Here is a 14,052-nt window from a genome sequence, read left to right as displayed (position 1 = left end):
GGCCTTGCTCCACGCAGCGGTTACGCCCCGCGCAGCACCGCGCCCGTACGCTCGCCCGCCAGCGCCACCGCCGCGTCGCGCGCGGCGGTGGACTCCTCGGCGGTCAGCGTGCGGTCGGCCGCGCGGAAGCGCAGCGCGTACGCCAGGGACTTCTTGCCCTCGCCCACCTGCTCACCGGTGAACACGTCGAACAGCCGCAGGGACTCCAGCAGTTCGCCGGCGCCCTTGCACAGCGCGGTCTCGACGTCGGCCGCCGGGACCGAGGCGTCGACGATCAGCGCGACGTCCTGGGTCGCCACCGGGAAGGTGGAGATCCGGGGCGCCTCCACGGCCTCGCCGCCGGCCGCCGCGAGGCGGTCCAGGTCGAGCTCCATGGCGCTGGTGCGGGCCGGCAGGCCCATCGCCTTGACGACGCGCGGGTGCAGCTCACCGGCGTGCCCGATGACCGTCTCCACCCCGTTCAGGGTGACGATCAGCTCGGCGCACCGGCCCGGGTGCCACGGCCCGTACCGGCCCTGGCGCACGACGAGGTCCACACCGGCCTCGGCGGCCAGCGAGCGCGCGGCCTGCACCGCGTCCGCCCAGTCGGCCGGGCGGCCCTTGCCCCACCAGCCGGCCTGCTCGCGCGCACCGGCCAGCACGACCGCGGCGTACCGCGGCTGGGCCGGCAGGGCGGCGTTCAGCGTGGCGATCTCCTCGGCCGTGGGACGCCGGTCGACGGGCAGCCGTACGGCGACACCCGGCCGCGGGCCGGCCCGGAAGACCGAGCCCGTCTCGAAGAGGGCGAGGTCGTGGCTGCCCCGGCTGTCGTTGCGGCGCAGCGCGCCCAGCAGGCCCGGCAGCAGCGTGGTGCGCAGCGCCGGCTCCTCGTCGGAGAGCGGGTTGACCAGCTTGACGACCTGGCGGGCCGCGTCGTGCGCGGGCAGCTGGAGCTGGTCGAAGACGCCCTCGCCGACGAACGGGTAGCTGAGCGCCTCGACGTAGCCGGCGCCGGCCAGCGCGCGGCCGACCCGGCGGTGCAGCTGCTGGCGTGCGGTCAGACCGCGGCCGGAGGGCAGCTTCGGGAGGGTCGACGGGAGGTTCCCGTAGCCCTCCAGCCGGATGACCTCTTCGGCGAGGTCGTTGGGCTCGGCGAGGTCGGGCCGCCACGAGGGGACGGTGACGACGAGCTCGTCCTGGCCGTAGACGTCGCAGCCGACCTCCTGGAGGCGGCGGACGACGGTCTCGCGGCCGTAGTCCATGCCCGCGACCCGGTCCGGGTGGTCCGCGCGCATCGCGACGGTACGCGGGGCGCCCGGGGCGGTGAGCTCGGTGACCCCGGCCTCGGCGGTGCCGCCCGCGAGCAGCACGAGCAGGTCGACGGTCCGCTGCGCGGCCGCGGAGGGCGCCTGCGGGTCGACGCCGCGCTCGAAGCGCTTGGAGGCCTCGGAGGCGAGCTTGTGGCGGCGGGCGGAGCGCGAGATCGTCAGGGCGTCGAAGTGGGCCGCCTCGATCACGACGTCCGTGGTGCCCGAGACGATGCCGGTCTCGGGGTCGGTCACGGAGTCGGCGATCTCGGTGTTGGCGCCGCCCATGACACCGGCGAGGCCGATCGGCCCGCTGTTGTCGGTGATCACCAGGTCCTCGGCGTCGAGCGTGCGCTTGACCCCGTCGAGGGTGGTGAACTTCTCGCCCTGCTCGGCGCGGCGCACGCCGATGGCGCCGTCCAGGCGGGAGCGGTCGTACGCGTGCAGCGGCTGGCCCAGTTCGAGCATCACGTAATTGGTGACGTCGACGGCGAGCGAGATCGGGCGCATGCCGGCCTTCTGCAGGCGCCGCGTGAGCCAGATCGGGGACTTCGCCTCGGGGTCGAGGCCGGTCACCGTACGGGCGGTGAAGCGGTCGCAGCCGGCCGGGTCGTCGATCTTGACCAGGTAGCCGTAGGAGTTCGGCGCGGGCACGTCGAGCAGCGCCGGGTCGCGCAGCGGCAGGCCGTACGCGGTGGCGGTCTCACGGGCCACGCCGCGCATGGACAGGCAGTAGCCGCGGTCCGGGGTGACGGCGATGTCGAGGACCTCGTCGACGAGCTGGAGCAGCTCGATCGCGTCGGTCCCGACCTCGTGCTCCGGCGGGAGCACGATGATGCCGTGCGTGCCGTCGTCGCCCATGCCCAGCTCGTCGCCGGAGCAGATCATGCCGTGCGAGGTGCGGCCGTACGTCTTGCGCGAGGCGATCGCGAAGTCACCGGGCAGCACCGCGCCGGGCAGGACCACGACGACCTTGTCGCCGACGGAGAAGTTCCGGGCGCCGCAGACGATCTCCTGCGGCTCACCGGTGCCGTTGGCCCGGCCGACGTCGACCGTGCAGAAACGGATCGGCTTGCGGAAGCCCTCGAGCTCCTCGATGGTCAGCACCTGGCCGACGACCAGGGGGCCCTTGAGGCCGGCGCCGAGCTGCTCGACCCTCTCGACCTCGAGGCCGGCATCTACGAGCTTGGCCTGTACGTCACGACCGGTTTCGCCCGCGGGCAGGTCGACGTACTCCCGCAGCCAAGAAAGCGGGACCCGCATCAGATCTCCATCCCGAACGGCCGGGTGAACCGGACGTCACCCTCGACCATGTCTCGCATGTCTTCGACGTTGTGGCGGAACATCAGCATCCGCTCGATGCCGAACCCGAAGGCGAACCCGCTGTACTTCTCGGGGTCCACACCGCAGGCGATGAGCACCTTGGGGTTGACCATTCCGCAGCCGCCGAGCTCGATCCAGCCCTCGCTGGAGCAGGTGCGGCACGGACGGTCGGGGTTGCCCACCGACTCGCCGCGGCACACGTAGCACTGCATGTCCATCTCGGCGGACGGCTCGGTGAACGGGAAGAAGTTCGGGCGCAGCCGGGTGGTCATGTCCTTGCCGAAGAGCGCCTGGACCATGTGGTCCAGGGTGCCCTTGAGGTCGGCCATGGTCAGGCCCTCGTCCACGGCGAGCAGCTCGACCTGGTGGAAGACCGGGGTGTGCGTCGCATCGAGCTCGTCGGTGCGGAACACCCGGCCCGGGCACACCACGTACACGGGAGGCTCCCGGTCGAGCAGCGAGCGCGCCTGCACCGGGGAGGTGTGGGTGCGCAGCACGACGCCGGACTCGTCGCCCTCGGTCCCCTTGGGGCCCTGGACGAAGAACGTGTCCTGCATCTGGCGCGCCGGGTGGTCGGGCGTGAAGTTGAGGGCGTCGAAGTTGAACCACTCCGCCTCGACCTCGGGGCCCTCGGCCACCTCGTAGCCCATGGCCGTGAAGATGTCCGCGATGCGGTCCATCAGCGTGGTCAGGGGGTGCCGGGCACCGGCGGGGACGCGGTCGTGGGGCAGCGTGACGTCCACCGCCTCCTCGACCAGCACCCGCTCGTCGCGCTCCGCTTCGAGCTCGACCGTGCGGGCCCCGAAGGCCTTGTTGACGGCGCCGCGGGCCTGGCCCACGCGCTTGCCCGCCTCGGCCTTGGCCTGCGGCGGCAGGGCGCCGATCTCGCGGTTGGCGAGCGCCAGGGGCGAGCGGTCGCCCATGTGCGCGGTCTTCGCCTCACGCAGCGCGTCGAGGTCGCCGGCGGTCGCGAAGGCGGCGAGCGCCTCGTCCCGCATGCGCTCGATCTCTTCCGGTTTCAGTGCCTCGACCTCGACAGGGTCGTACGACTTGTTCGGTGCCGACATCTCTTCCCGTACTTCCGATGGCTGGCTGGTGGGTCCCCCGCGCGACACGCTCGACGCGCTCGGCACAAGGACGCAAAGGTGCCAAAGGACGAGTCTAAAGGTCGCTGGGGGTGAAGGAGCCCGTGGGCCGCCTGGCGAGACGCTCCGCAGGGTTACTGCGTGAGGTAGGCAGGCGCTCCCACGGGCAGGATAAATCGGAACTCGGCGCCGCCGCCGGGGCCGCGGCCGACCGTGATGGTGCCGCCGTGGGCCTCGACGATGCCCTTGACGATGTACAGGCCCAGACCGGTGCCGCCGCGCTTGCTGCCCCGCCAGAAGCGGGTGAAGACGCGGCCCATGGACTCCTCGGGGATACCGGGGCCCTCATCGGTCACGGTGACGGCGGTTCCCTTCTCGGTCTTGCCCGCTGCGTTCGTCAGGCTGGTCGGCGATACGTCGATGGTGACCGTTCCCTCGCCGTGCCGCACCGCATTTTCGAGGAGGTTGCCGAGGATCTGGTCGATCTTGTCCGGGTCTGCCCACAGATCGGGGAGCTCGCAGCCGACCCGTACGAGGAACCGGTCGGGCGCCTGGCCGTTCGCGGTGAGCGCCTGGACGTGGCGGCCCACGGCGGTGGCGATGTCCACCGGCTGGCGGCGCACCTCCAGGCGGCCGGAGTCGATGCGGGAGATGTCGAGGAGCTCGGTGATGAGGCGGGTGACGCGGTTGGCGTCGGCGTCGACGGTCTCCAGCATCAGCCGCTTCTGGTCGTCGGTGAACCGCTCCCACTTGGCCAGCAGGGTCGCGGTGAACCCCTTGACGGAGGTCAGCGGCGAGCGCAGCTCGTGCGCGACCGTGGCGATCAGCTCGGCGTGGCTGCGCTCGGTGCGCCGGCGCGCCTCGGTGCCGCGCAGGGTGACGACGAGGTGGCGCAGCGGGCCGGTGGGATGGGTGCGTACGTAGCGGGCGGAGACGAGCACCTCGCGACCGCCGGGCAGCAGGAGGTTGCGCTCGGGCTGGCCGCGCCGGGTGGCGAGGCCCCCGTACGGATCGGTCAGCGCCCACCAGCGGCGGCCGTCGAGGTCCTCCAGCGGCAGCGCCCGGTCGATCCGTACGCCGAGCGCCCCGCCGGGGGCCAGCGCGGTGATCCGGGCGGCGGCGGAGTTGAAGCAGATCACCCGGCCGGCGTGGTCGGCGACGACGAGCCCGTCGGGGAGGTCGTCGGGGTCGATCCCGAGCGCGGTGAACCCGGGGACCTCGCCGGGCCCGGACGGGTCGCGGGTCTCGCGCGGTTCACGGGCCTCGGGTGCGGCCGGAGCGGCGCGGCCCGCGCCGCCCTGCGGGGGCACGGCCGCCAGGGACGGCGTCCCGGACGCCGCCACGGCCCCTGGCGAGCTGTTCGTACCGACGGTCATCTCCCCGTACCCCACATCTCCGAGTAGCGCAGTGGGCCCCCCGGGCCGCCACATTACTAGCTGGGGGTCACGGAGCGGCACCCTCCGGGAGCCCGCTGTGCACGCGCGGACGCGTAGAGGCACACGGCGGCGGCCGTGGCGAGGTTCAGGCTCTCGGCCTTGCCGTGGATCGGGACGCGTACGACGGCGTCGGCGAGCGCCCTGGTCTCCTCGGGCAGGCCCCACGCCTCGTTGCCGAAGACCCAGGCCGAGGGACCGCCCATGGTGCCCGCGTCGAGCTCGGCGTCCAGGTCGTCCTCGCCGGCCCCGTCGGCGGCGAGGATCCGCACGCCGGCCGCCCGCAGCCCTTCGACGGCCTGCTCGACGGGGACGCCGACCGCCACCGGCAGGTGGAAGAGCGAGCCCACGGAGGCGCGTACGGACTTCGGGTTGTAGAGGTCCACGGAGGCGTCGGTCAGGACGACGGCGTCCGCCCCGGCGGCGTCGGCGCAGCGCAGCACCGTGCCGGCGTTCCCGGGGTCGCGGACGTGCGCGAGGACGGCGACCAGCTTGGGCTCGGCCCTGAGGATGTCCTCGAACGGCGAGTCGAGGAAGTGGCAGACGCCGACGAGCCCCTGCGGGGTGACGGTCTGCGAGACCTCGGCGAGCACCTCGTCGGAGGCGTAGTGGACGCGCGCGCCGGCGGCCAGCGCGGCCTCGACGATCCCTTCGTAGCGCTCGGCGGCCTCCACGGTCGCGAACAGCTCGATCAGGGTCGACGCGCCGCCGGCGCCCCGGTGCTCGACGGCCTCGCGGACGGCCTGCGGGCCCTCGGCGATGAACCGGCGCTCCTTGGTGCGGAAGTTGCGCCGCGCCAGTCGCCTGGCGGCGGCCACCCGCGGGGATCGGGGGGAGATCAGCTCGGCGGGGGCGGGGGTACCCATGGCGGTCGGCTCGCTTCCGTACGTACTGCGGGTCGAAACAGGTGGATCGGCTACAACGCACCGGACCCGCAGGCACGGGGCCTGCGGGTCCGGGCTGAAGCCTGTGAAGGGCTTGCTGCGCGCGAAGCGTGCTGCTTGCTGCCTGCTGCTTAGGCGGCGGCAGCGGCCTTCGGGGCGTTCACGTCGGCCGGGAGCGCCTTCTGCGCAACCTCGACGAGCGCGGCGAAGGCGTTGGCGTCGTTGACGGCCAGCTCCGCGAGGATCTTGCGGTCCACCTCGATGTTGGCGGCCTTCAGACCCTGGATGAGGCGGTTGTACGTCATGCCGTTCTGGCGGGCAGCGGCGTTGATGCGCTGGATCCACAGCTGACGGAAGTCGCCCTTGCGCTTCTTGCGGTCGTTGAAGTTGTAGACCAGCGAGTGGGTGACCTGCTCCTTGGCCTTGCGGTACAGGCGCGAACGCTGACCGCGGTAGCCGGAGGCCGCCTCGAGGATCGCCCGGCGCTTCTTGTGGGCGTTTACTGCCCGCTTGACGCGTGCCACTTTTTAACTCCTTGTAGCGGGGCCGCGGGTGTCTTCACACGGCCCGAATTCGATGGGGTCCCGGTCTTGACGCTCATCCGCTCCCTGCGCGGGAGCGGAGAACATCACTTGCCGAGAAGCTTCTTGATCTTCGCGGCGTCGCCGGGGGCCATCTCCGCGGTGCCGGTCAGGCGGCGGGTGACACGGGACGACTTGTGCTCGAGCAGGTGGCGCTTGCCGGCGCGCTCGCGGAGCACCTTGCCGGAGCCGGTGACCTTGAAGCGCTTCTTGGTACCGCTGTGCGTCTTGTTCTTCGGCATGGCGCCGTTATCTCCTCGTCGGTGGCGCCCCCGCCGGTCCGGTGGGGGACCGGCGCCAGGGAGCGTCATGTTGTGTCGGTGATCCGAGACAGGCTGCCTCGGAATCAGGCCTCGGCCGGTGCCTCGGGAGAGGCGGCCTCGGTGACCTCGGCCTCGGCGTCGGCCGCGGCTTCGGTCTCGGCAGAGACGACCTCGGTGCCTTCCTCGACGGGGGCGTCCTCGGAAGGAGCCTCGTCGGTGGCGACACCCTGGCGCTCGGCCTTGCGGGCGGCCTGCGCCTCGCGGGCTTCGGCCATCGCCTCGGTCTTCTTCTTGTGCGGACCGAGGACCATGATCATGTTGCGGCCGTCCTGCTTCGGGTTCGACTCGATGAACCCGAGGTCCTCGACGTCCGAAGCGAGACGCTGCAGCAGTCGGTAGCCGAGTTCCGGCCGGGACTGCTCGCGACCACGGAACATGATCGTGATCTTGACCTTGTCGCCCTGCTTGAGGAACCGAACGACGTGACCCTTCTTGGTGTCATAGTCGTGCGGGTCGATCTTCGGCCGGAGCTTCATTTCCTTGATGACCGTGTGCGCCTGGTTCTTGCGCGCCTCACGGGCCTTCATGGCCGACTCGTACTTGAACTTGCCGTAGTCCATGAGCTTGCAGACCGGCGGGCGTGCGGACGCCGCGACCTCGACCAGGTCGAGGTCGTACTCCTGCGCCAGCTCAAGGGCCTTGGCAAGCGGCACGATGCCGACCTGCTCACCGCTGGGACCGACGAGTCGTACCTCGGGAACGCGAATCCGGTCGTTGATGCGGGGCTCGGTGCTGATGGATCCTCCTCGGTAGCACCACACGGCTGCCTGGCAGACAGCCGCTGACGTCTGATGTCGTCAGACCAACCGCGGCGGAACATGAAAAATGCCCCGCCGAGGCACAGGCAGGGGCTCCAATACAACCGGAGCACCGCCGCATGCGATCGCGGGGCGCAGACTCGGGCAGCTTTCCATCGTCCGTACGGAACGATGGATGCCACCTGACCGGTGACCCGCCGCCCCGGAGGGTGGTCGGGTGGGAGAGCGGAGCCTCCACTTGTGGGCCGGGGACATACGTCTCCGGCCGGTCGTCAGCCCAATATAGCATTCCGCGGCAGGTCCGCTCACCCGGCGGTGTCGGCGCGGTCCCGACCCGGGCCCGGTCGCCGTCGTGCCGACCCGGGGCCCGGTCGGCGGCGTGCACGGCCCGGCTTATCGTGTGAGGCATGACTGACGCGACCCCCACCCCCGCCACCGAGGCCGGCAGCACGCCGGACGCCCCCGACTACGACGCCATAACCCGCGACATCGCGGACGTGCCCGCCGTCGAGGTGATCACCACGGTGGCCGTGCACCTGCTGAGCGCCGCTGCGGTCAACCTGGGCCTGGACAAGCCGGACTCCGAGCACAAGGACCTCGACGAGGCCCGCAAGCTGATCACGGCCCTCGCCGGCCTGGTCACGGCGAGCGCCACCGAGATCAGCTCCTTCCACGCGGCCCCGCTGCGCGACGGCCTGAAGTCGCTGCAGCTCGCCTTCCGTGAGGCCTCGATCGTGCCGGACGAGCCGGGCCAGGGTCCGGGCGAGAAGTTCACGGGCCCGGTCTTCGGCTGAGCCGCCCGTACACGTACGGCGAAGGGCCGGGGCACTGCCCCGGCCCTTCGTCGTTTCCAGCATTTCCGGGGGTTCCGGCGTTTCCGGCGCTCAGCGGGTGAAGAGCGGCTCACCGGACGGGGCCGGGGCCTCCTCCGGGAGCAGGGCCAGGTCCAGCCCGTGCACGAGGCGGGCCCGCAGGGTCTCGTCGGCGGCCAGCGCCTCGGCCACGCGGCGGGCCGCGGTGTGGGCCTGCGCCCCCGGGGCCCCCGGGGCCAGCACGATCGCGAGCGTGCCGTCGGCGTCCGCCCCGCCCGGCCCGAGGTGGGCGCGGAGCACGGCCGGCTCCGCGGCCACGGCGGCCCGTACGGCTTCGCGCACCGCGGGATCGGCCAGCGGGCCGGCGTCGGTGCGGCCCTCGGCCAGCGCGAGCAGCGCGGGGCCGGTGAGCTGGTAGGTGACGGGGCCGGCCAGGTCCAGGACCACGGTGTCGGCCTTCTCGTGCGCGGCGGCGGCCAGGGCCTGGTGCAGCGGTACGGCGACCGGTCGGGCGGCCGGGTCCCAGAGGGCCAGCGAGGCGATCGAGGTGAACGCCGGCAGTGCCCGCCGGTCCCCCGCGCGCAGGGTCGGGACGGCCATGTCGCTGGTCTTCTCGCGCCTGAGGCCCGTCTCCGGGTCGGTCTCGACCTCGCCGAGCACGGCGACCACCGGGACCAGCAGGCGGGCGCCCTTGAGGGCCGCCAGCACGTCCGGCTCCTTCGCCCGGTCCGCGGACCAGGCGGCCAGGGCCGCGCTCAGCCGGGGGTCGGCGGAGCCGTCGTCGTCGGAGAAGCCGGGGTCGGGAATGTTTTTGTTCGCCACAGTTACCCGACCCTATCCCGGTCCGGGTCCGGGTCCCGTCGGGCGCCTCGCGGGCGGCGGGCCAGTACGAGGGCCAGTACGAGCAGCGCGAGCCCGGCGGCCGCGGCCGCCGGGGCCCCGAGCCGGGTACCGCGCCCGGCGGCCCGGACCGGCTCGGGGCCGGGGCCGAAGTACGGCTGCCCGGCCGCGACGGGTACGGGGACCGGCGGCTCGGCGCGCAGCGCGTCGGCGGCCTGGAGGGCGGCGACGGGGTCCACGAGTCCGTGGCCGCGGGAGTCGTCGCGGCCGCCGGGCGGGGTGTCAGAGGCGGTCTGCTCCAGCAGTCTCTTGATCTGGGCCGGGGAGAGGTCCGGGTGGGCGGCCTTGACGAGCGCCACGGCGCCGGAGACGAAGGCGGAGGCCGCGCTGGTGCCCCAGCCCTCGTAGTAGGCGCGGTCGGGGGCGGCGATGACGACGTCGACCCCGGGGGCGCTGACGGTGGCGTACCAGTTGCTGGTGGAGAAGTCGGCCTTGCGGCCGCCGCGGTCGACGGCGGTGACGGCGATGACCCCGGGGTAGGCGGCCGGGTAGGAGGCGTGGTCGCCCTGCCGGCCGCCGTTGCCCGCCGACGCCACGACGACCACGCCCTTGGCGAGGGCGTACTGGACGGCCTCGTCCTCGGCGGCCTCGTGGTGGGCGGAGTCGCTGTCGTCGCCGAGGGAGAGGTTGATCACGTTCGCGCCGTGGTCGGCGGCCCAGCGGATGCCCTCGGCGAGCGCGCCGCCCTTGCTCTCGCGGGCCTCGGCCCGGCCGGGGTCGCCCTCTTCGAGGATCACGCGGACGGGGAGGATCCTGGCCTGGGGGGCGATGCCGAGGACGCCCTGGCGGCGGTTGCCGCCGTGGCCGTGCCCGGCGATGATCCCGGCCATGGCGGTCCCGTGCCGGGCCCAGGCCCGATCGCCGCGCCCGGCGCCCATCCCGATCAGATCGGTCCCGTCGAGGACCTGCCCGGCCAGGTCGGGGTGGGAGCCGTCGACCCCGGTGTCGAGAACGGCGACGGTGACCCCGGCGCCCCGGGTGGTCCCCCAGGCCTCCTCGGCCCGCAACGCGGTGAGCCCCCACTGCCGATCGCGGATGTTGTCGGCGCCGGCCGGCCCTGCGCCGACCCCGACGAGCACCGCCCCGAGCACGAGGGCGACGGCGGCCCGGGAGGGGGTCATCGCGGGTCTCCGGCGGGGGCGGTCGGTGCGGCGAGGGTGCGGAGCGTGCGCTGCATCCGGTCGGCGACGGCCTTGGCCTCGTGGCCGAGGCCGGCCTGGGCCACGGCTCCGGTGGCGTCCTTGCGCATCATGTCCTCGGCGGGGCGGGGGGCGTCGAGCGTGCGGCCGTCGGTGAACGCTGAGACGGCGTAGACGACGACGGGGGCCTGCGGAACCACCGACGCGGTCCAGGCGGCGCGCTGGCTGTCGGCGAAGCCGTAGCCGGGCGGGGCCGGGAGGCGTCCGCGCAGCGCCTCCATCCCCACCGCGTCGGCGGGGGTGAAGACCATGCCGACGGTGACGAGGGAACTGCGGGTGGCGTCGCTGTAGGTGGCGCGCAGGACCCGGGTGCAGCCGGTGGCGGCGAGGGCCGCCTGCCAGTCGGCGGCGAGCGCGGGTCCGCAGTCGGAGTCGGGTGCGAGCGCGACCCGCGTCCAGGTGCGGTCCGCTCCGCCGGGTCCTGCCTCGCCGCCGTCGAGGACGGGCGGGAACAGGCTGTCCACGGGCGTCTCACGCCACAGCGATCCGGCTTTGCGGTAGGCGGCGCCGGCGGCCAAGGGCCGGTGGGCGTCGCGCTGTTCGGCCCATCCGCTGACCCCTGCTCCCCCGAGGAGGCCGACCCCGAGCACGGCGCACACCACGACGGCGGCGCCGCGCCCGGCCCCGCGCCGCCCCGGTCCGGATCGGGCCACGGGCTCGGCCAGGACCGCGGTCTGCGGTGTAGACGCACTCATCCGGCGGCTCCGCCCCCCGTTCCGTCCGGCTGCCACCCGTACTCTACGCGCCCTCACCGCCCCGCCCCGGGCCGCTGCGGCCCCGCCGTCGATCGGGGCGTGATGTCCGGGCGCGGTCACGGGCCGCCCAGCGGCCGCACGCCCCTACCCACCGGTAGAACCATCTGGCAGGCTGCCGCCATGAATCTTCCCGCCAGTGGAGACCGGGCCCGTTACGACCGGGCCACCGCGCACCTCGACGCGCCCCTGGCCATCGTCGATCTCGCCGCGTTCGACGCCAACGCCGACGATCTCGTCCGCCGCGCGGCCGGCAAGCCGATCCGCGTCGCCAGCAAGTCCGTCCGCTGCCGTGCACTCCTCGAACGGGTCCTCGCCCGGCCCGGGTTCGCCGGGATCATGTCGTACACCCTCGCCGAGAGCATCTGGCTGGCCCGCTCCGGGTTCGAGGACGTACTCCTCGCCTACCCCTCCGCCGACCGCACCGGCTTCGCCGAGCTCGCGGGCGACCCCAAGCTGGCCGCGGCCGTCACCGTCATGGTCGACGACCCCGCCCAGCTGGAACTGATCGACGGGGCACGCGAAGGCGGGACGCAGGAGATCCGCGTCTGCCTGGAGCTCGACACCGCCCTCCACATCCTCGGCGGCAGGATCCGCGTCGGCGCCCGCCGTTCGCCGCTGCGCGAGCCCGCCCAGCTCGCGGACCTCGCCCGTACCGTCTCCGCCCGCCCCGGCTTCCGCGTCGTCGGGATCATGGGGTACGAGGGCCACGTCGCCGGCGTCGGGGACGCCCTCGCCGGGCGTCCCTTCCGCTCCCGCGCCATCCGGCTCATGCAGGCCACCGCCCGCAAGGAGCTCGCGGCCCGTCGCGCCGAGGCCGTACGGGCCGTCCGCGCGGTCGTCCCGGACCTGGAGTTCGTCAACGGCGGCGGCACCGGCAGCGTCCAGCAGACCGCCGCCGAGGACGCGGTCACGGAGATCGCCGCCGGCTCGGGGCTCTACGTACCGCGGCTGTTCGACAACTACACGTCCTTCCGCGGCCGCCCGGCCGCCCTCTTCGCCCAGCCGGTGGTCCGCAGGCCCGGCGTCGGCGTGGTCACCGTCCTGGGCGGCGGATACCCCGCCTCGGGCGCGGCCGGCGCGGACCGGCTCCCGGTCCCGTACCTCCCGCAGGGTCTGCGCTACGACCCCCAGGAGGGGGCCGGCGAGGTGCAGACGCCGCTGCTCGGCAGCCCGGCCGACGATCTGCTGATCGGCGACCGGGTCTGGTTCCGTCACGCCAAGGCGGGCGAACTGTGCGAGCGCTTCGACGAGTTGCACCTCGTCGAGGGCGACCGGGTGACGGCCACCGCCCCGACCTACCGGGGCGAGGGCCGTACCTTCCTCTAGTAGACGGTGTCCGTCTGGTCGGGGATGACGCTCGTGTCGCCCCGGCGGACGGGGCCCGGGGTGCCGTCGCGGTCGACGTAGCCCGTGGTCGAGCACGGGTACGGGGTGCTCTTCTGCTTCTTCGGCTCGATGAACATCGGGTTCACGATCCACTTGCCGTCGCTGTCGTCGTAGGCGCGGCACATCAGCTCGTTCTTGTTGCGGTTCACCACCAGCCGCAGCGCGGTCGCGTCCCGCAGGAACGAGATGTCGGTGTCGGAGTCGCCCGCGGCGAACACCTGGCGGCGGGCGGCCGGCTGGACCTTCTCGGCGGCCGCGCCGCGCACGCCGAAGACCTCCTTGTTGATCCAGCAGCGCTTGCCGTCGATGTACGTGATCATCGTGTCGGCGCCGTCCTTCACCGACCCGCAGCCCTGCAGGTGCGCGGTGAGCTTCCCGCCGGACGCGGTCGTGTTGCGTATGCCGATGACGTGGTCCGCGGCGACGCCGACGCCCCGGGCCCAGACCTCGACGACCGGCTGCGGCGAGGCCGAGCTGATCCAGACGTCGAAGCCGGCCTTCTGCAGGCCGCCGATGAGGTCCTTCTGCTGGTCGTAGTAGCGGACCCAGCCGGTGACGTCGGCGGTGCCGACCCGCTGCTTGGCGCCGACGGGCGCGGCCAGGTTCTCGGCCCGCGCGGCCGCCGCGAAGCCGCGGACCTCGCGGGCGGTCCAGCCCTGCATCAGCTGGGGCAGCCAGGCGTACGCGGGCTCGATGGTGCGGTGGTCCCAGCCGGCGAAGGCGGCGGCGCCCGAGCGGGTCGCGGCGGTGCCGTAGACGGCGGCGAGTTCGTCTGCGCAGCCCGTGCCCGCGGGGGTGCCGGTGGGCAGCGGGGCGCCGGGACGGGCGAGGGCGCCGCAGGCGTCGGCGAGGGCCCGGGCGGCGGCCGGGGTGAGGTAGCGGCTGGTGGTGGTCCAGTCCCCGGCGGCGGGCTGGCGGATCTTGCCGCTGCGCAGCAGCCAGTACATCTGGGCGTCGCCGACGTCGTTCTTGACGACGGTGTTGTCCCAGTCGAAGACCGCGACGGGCTTGGTGCGGTTCGGCCGGTACGGGTTGCACTTGCCGTACTCGTCGATCAGCTGCTGGAGCCGGGCCTGGTTGTCCCCGTACCAGCCGGCCGCGAGCCGTGGGGTGGTGCAGTGGGCCGCCTGGGCGGCGGGCGCGCTGGCGACGAGGGTGCCGGCGGCGATCGCTGCGGCGGCGCCGACGGCCTGGAGCCGTCGGACGGTGCTACGTGGGGTCACTGAGGTGAACACTCCCTAACGTTCCTACGAAGATCATCTCGGACGGTAGAACACGACAGCCGGGCGTCGTGCGACGCCCGGCTGTCGTGGGGAAGGCATGCGGG

The 14,052-nt window shown here is 73.4% G+C and carries 13 protein-coding genes; 2 read left to right on the top strand and 11 right to left on the bottom strand.

The annotated features are described in order from the left end of the window. Nucleotides 1–20: 20 nt before the first annotated feature. The 7 genes from pheT to infC all read right to left on the bottom strand — a co-directional run bounded on the left by pheT (nucleotide 21) and on the right by infC (nucleotide 7,676). Nucleotides 21–2,549, bottom strand: a complete 2,529-nt coding sequence (pheT, locus tag ACFXGI_RS04680) for a phenylalanine--tRNA ligase subunit beta (RefSeq protein WP_384703218.1) — start codon at nucleotides 2,547–2,549, stop codon at nucleotides 21–23. Beyond that, entirely contained in the window at nucleotides 2,549–3,676 is a 1,128-nt protein-coding gene (pheS, locus tag ACFXGI_RS04675; RefSeq protein WP_384703215.1) for a phenylalanine--tRNA ligase subunit alpha, read from the bottom strand. The genes pheT and pheS overlap by 1 nt, the downstream gene beginning before the upstream one ends. A gap of 152 nt (nucleotides 3,677–3,828) precedes the next feature. Beyond that, nucleotides 3,829–5,070: an ATP-binding protein gene (locus tag ACFXGI_RS04670; RefSeq protein ID WP_384703212.1), complete on the bottom strand. Its 1,242-nt coding sequence runs from the start codon at nucleotides 5,068–5,070 to the stop codon at nucleotides 3,829–3,831. Between the two features lie 56 nt (nucleotides 5,071–5,126). Further along, nucleotides 5,127–5,993 carry a TrmH family RNA methyltransferase gene (locus ACFXGI_RS04665; RefSeq protein WP_384703209.1) on the bottom strand — a complete coding sequence of 289 codons (867 nt, stop codon included), beginning with the start codon at nucleotides 5,991–5,993 and terminating at the stop codon, nucleotides 5,127–5,129. A gap of 149 nt (nucleotides 5,994–6,142) precedes the next feature. Continuing rightward, nucleotides 6,143–6,535, bottom strand: coding sequence for a 50S ribosomal protein L20 (gene rplT, locus ACFXGI_RS04660; RefSeq protein WP_030860181.1), 393 nt, complete (start codon nucleotides 6,533–6,535; stop codon nucleotides 6,143–6,145). A 104-nt stretch (nucleotides 6,536–6,639) separates the two neighbouring features. Continuing rightward, nucleotides 6,640–6,834 (bottom strand): 50S ribosomal protein L35, encoded by a 195-nt coding sequence (gene rpmI / locus ACFXGI_RS04655; RefSeq protein WP_030860183.1) that lies wholly within the window; start codon nucleotides 6,832–6,834, stop codon nucleotides 6,640–6,642. Nucleotides 6,835–6,938: 104 nt separating this feature from the next. After that, nucleotides 6,939–7,676: a translation initiation factor IF-3 gene (gene infC / locus ACFXGI_RS04650; protein WP_384703205.1), complete on the bottom strand. Its 738-nt coding sequence runs from the start codon at nucleotides 7,674–7,676 to the stop codon at nucleotides 6,939–6,941. A 404-nt stretch (nucleotides 7,677–8,080) separates the two neighbouring features. Here infC and ACFXGI_RS04645 point away from each other — a divergent pair, with 404 nt between their 5' ends. Continuing rightward, nucleotides 8,081–8,467 (top strand): DUF1844 domain-containing protein, encoded by a 387-nt coding sequence (locus tag ACFXGI_RS04645; RefSeq protein WP_384703202.1) that lies wholly within the window; start codon nucleotides 8,081–8,083, stop codon nucleotides 8,465–8,467. 90 nt (nucleotides 8,468–8,557) lie between these two features. Here the strand turns inward: ACFXGI_RS04645 and ACFXGI_RS04640 are convergent, their stop codons facing one another. Genes ACFXGI_RS04640 through ACFXGI_RS04630 form a run of 3 tightly spaced genes read right to left on the bottom strand, consistent with a single transcriptional unit; the run spans nucleotide 8,558 to nucleotide 11,279 of the window. Continuing rightward, entirely contained in the window at nucleotides 8,558–9,307 is a 750-nt protein-coding gene (locus ACFXGI_RS04640; protein WP_384703199.1) for an SseB family protein, read from the bottom strand. Nucleotides 9,308–9,309: 2 nt separating this feature from the next. Beyond that, the gene (mycP, locus tag ACFXGI_RS04635; protein ID WP_384703196.1) at nucleotides 9,310–10,506 is read right to left on the bottom strand and encodes a type VII secretion-associated serine protease mycosin; all 1,197 of its coding nucleotides are present in this window, start codon (nucleotides 10,504–10,506) and stop codon (nucleotides 9,310–9,312) included. Next, a complete protein-coding gene (locus ACFXGI_RS04630; protein ID WP_384703194.1) occupies nucleotides 10,503–11,279 on the bottom strand; it encodes a hypothetical protein in 777 nt (258 codons plus the stop codon). Before ACFXGI_RS04630 ends, mycP begins: the two co-directional genes overlap by 4 nt. 180 nt (nucleotides 11,280–11,459) lie before the next feature. Between ACFXGI_RS04630 and ACFXGI_RS04625 the strand changes: the two genes are divergently transcribed. Continuing rightward, on the top strand, nucleotides 11,460–12,665 hold the full coding sequence (locus ACFXGI_RS04625; protein ID WP_384703191.1) for an amino acid deaminase/aldolase: 1,206 nt from the start codon (nucleotides 11,460–11,462) through the stop codon (nucleotides 12,663–12,665). Here ACFXGI_RS04625 and ACFXGI_RS04620 read toward each other — a convergent pair. Further along, on the bottom strand, nucleotides 12,662–13,948 hold the full coding sequence (locus ACFXGI_RS04620; protein WP_384703188.1) for a haloacid dehalogenase-like hydrolase: 1,287 nt from the start codon (nucleotides 13,946–13,948) through the stop codon (nucleotides 12,662–12,664). The two genes, ACFXGI_RS04625 and ACFXGI_RS04620, sit on opposite strands and share 4 nt — an antisense overlap. Between the last annotated feature and the right edge of the window lie 104 nt (nucleotides 13,949–14,052).

Origin of the sequence: Streptomyces sp. NPDC059355, from assembly GCF_042752335.1 — a bacterium.
GTDB lineage: Bacteria > Actinomycetota > Actinomycetes > Streptomycetales > Streptomycetaceae > Streptomyces.
The sequence above is the reverse complement of the archived record's forward strand: the minus strand, read 5'-3'. Positions and strand labels throughout refer to the sequence as shown.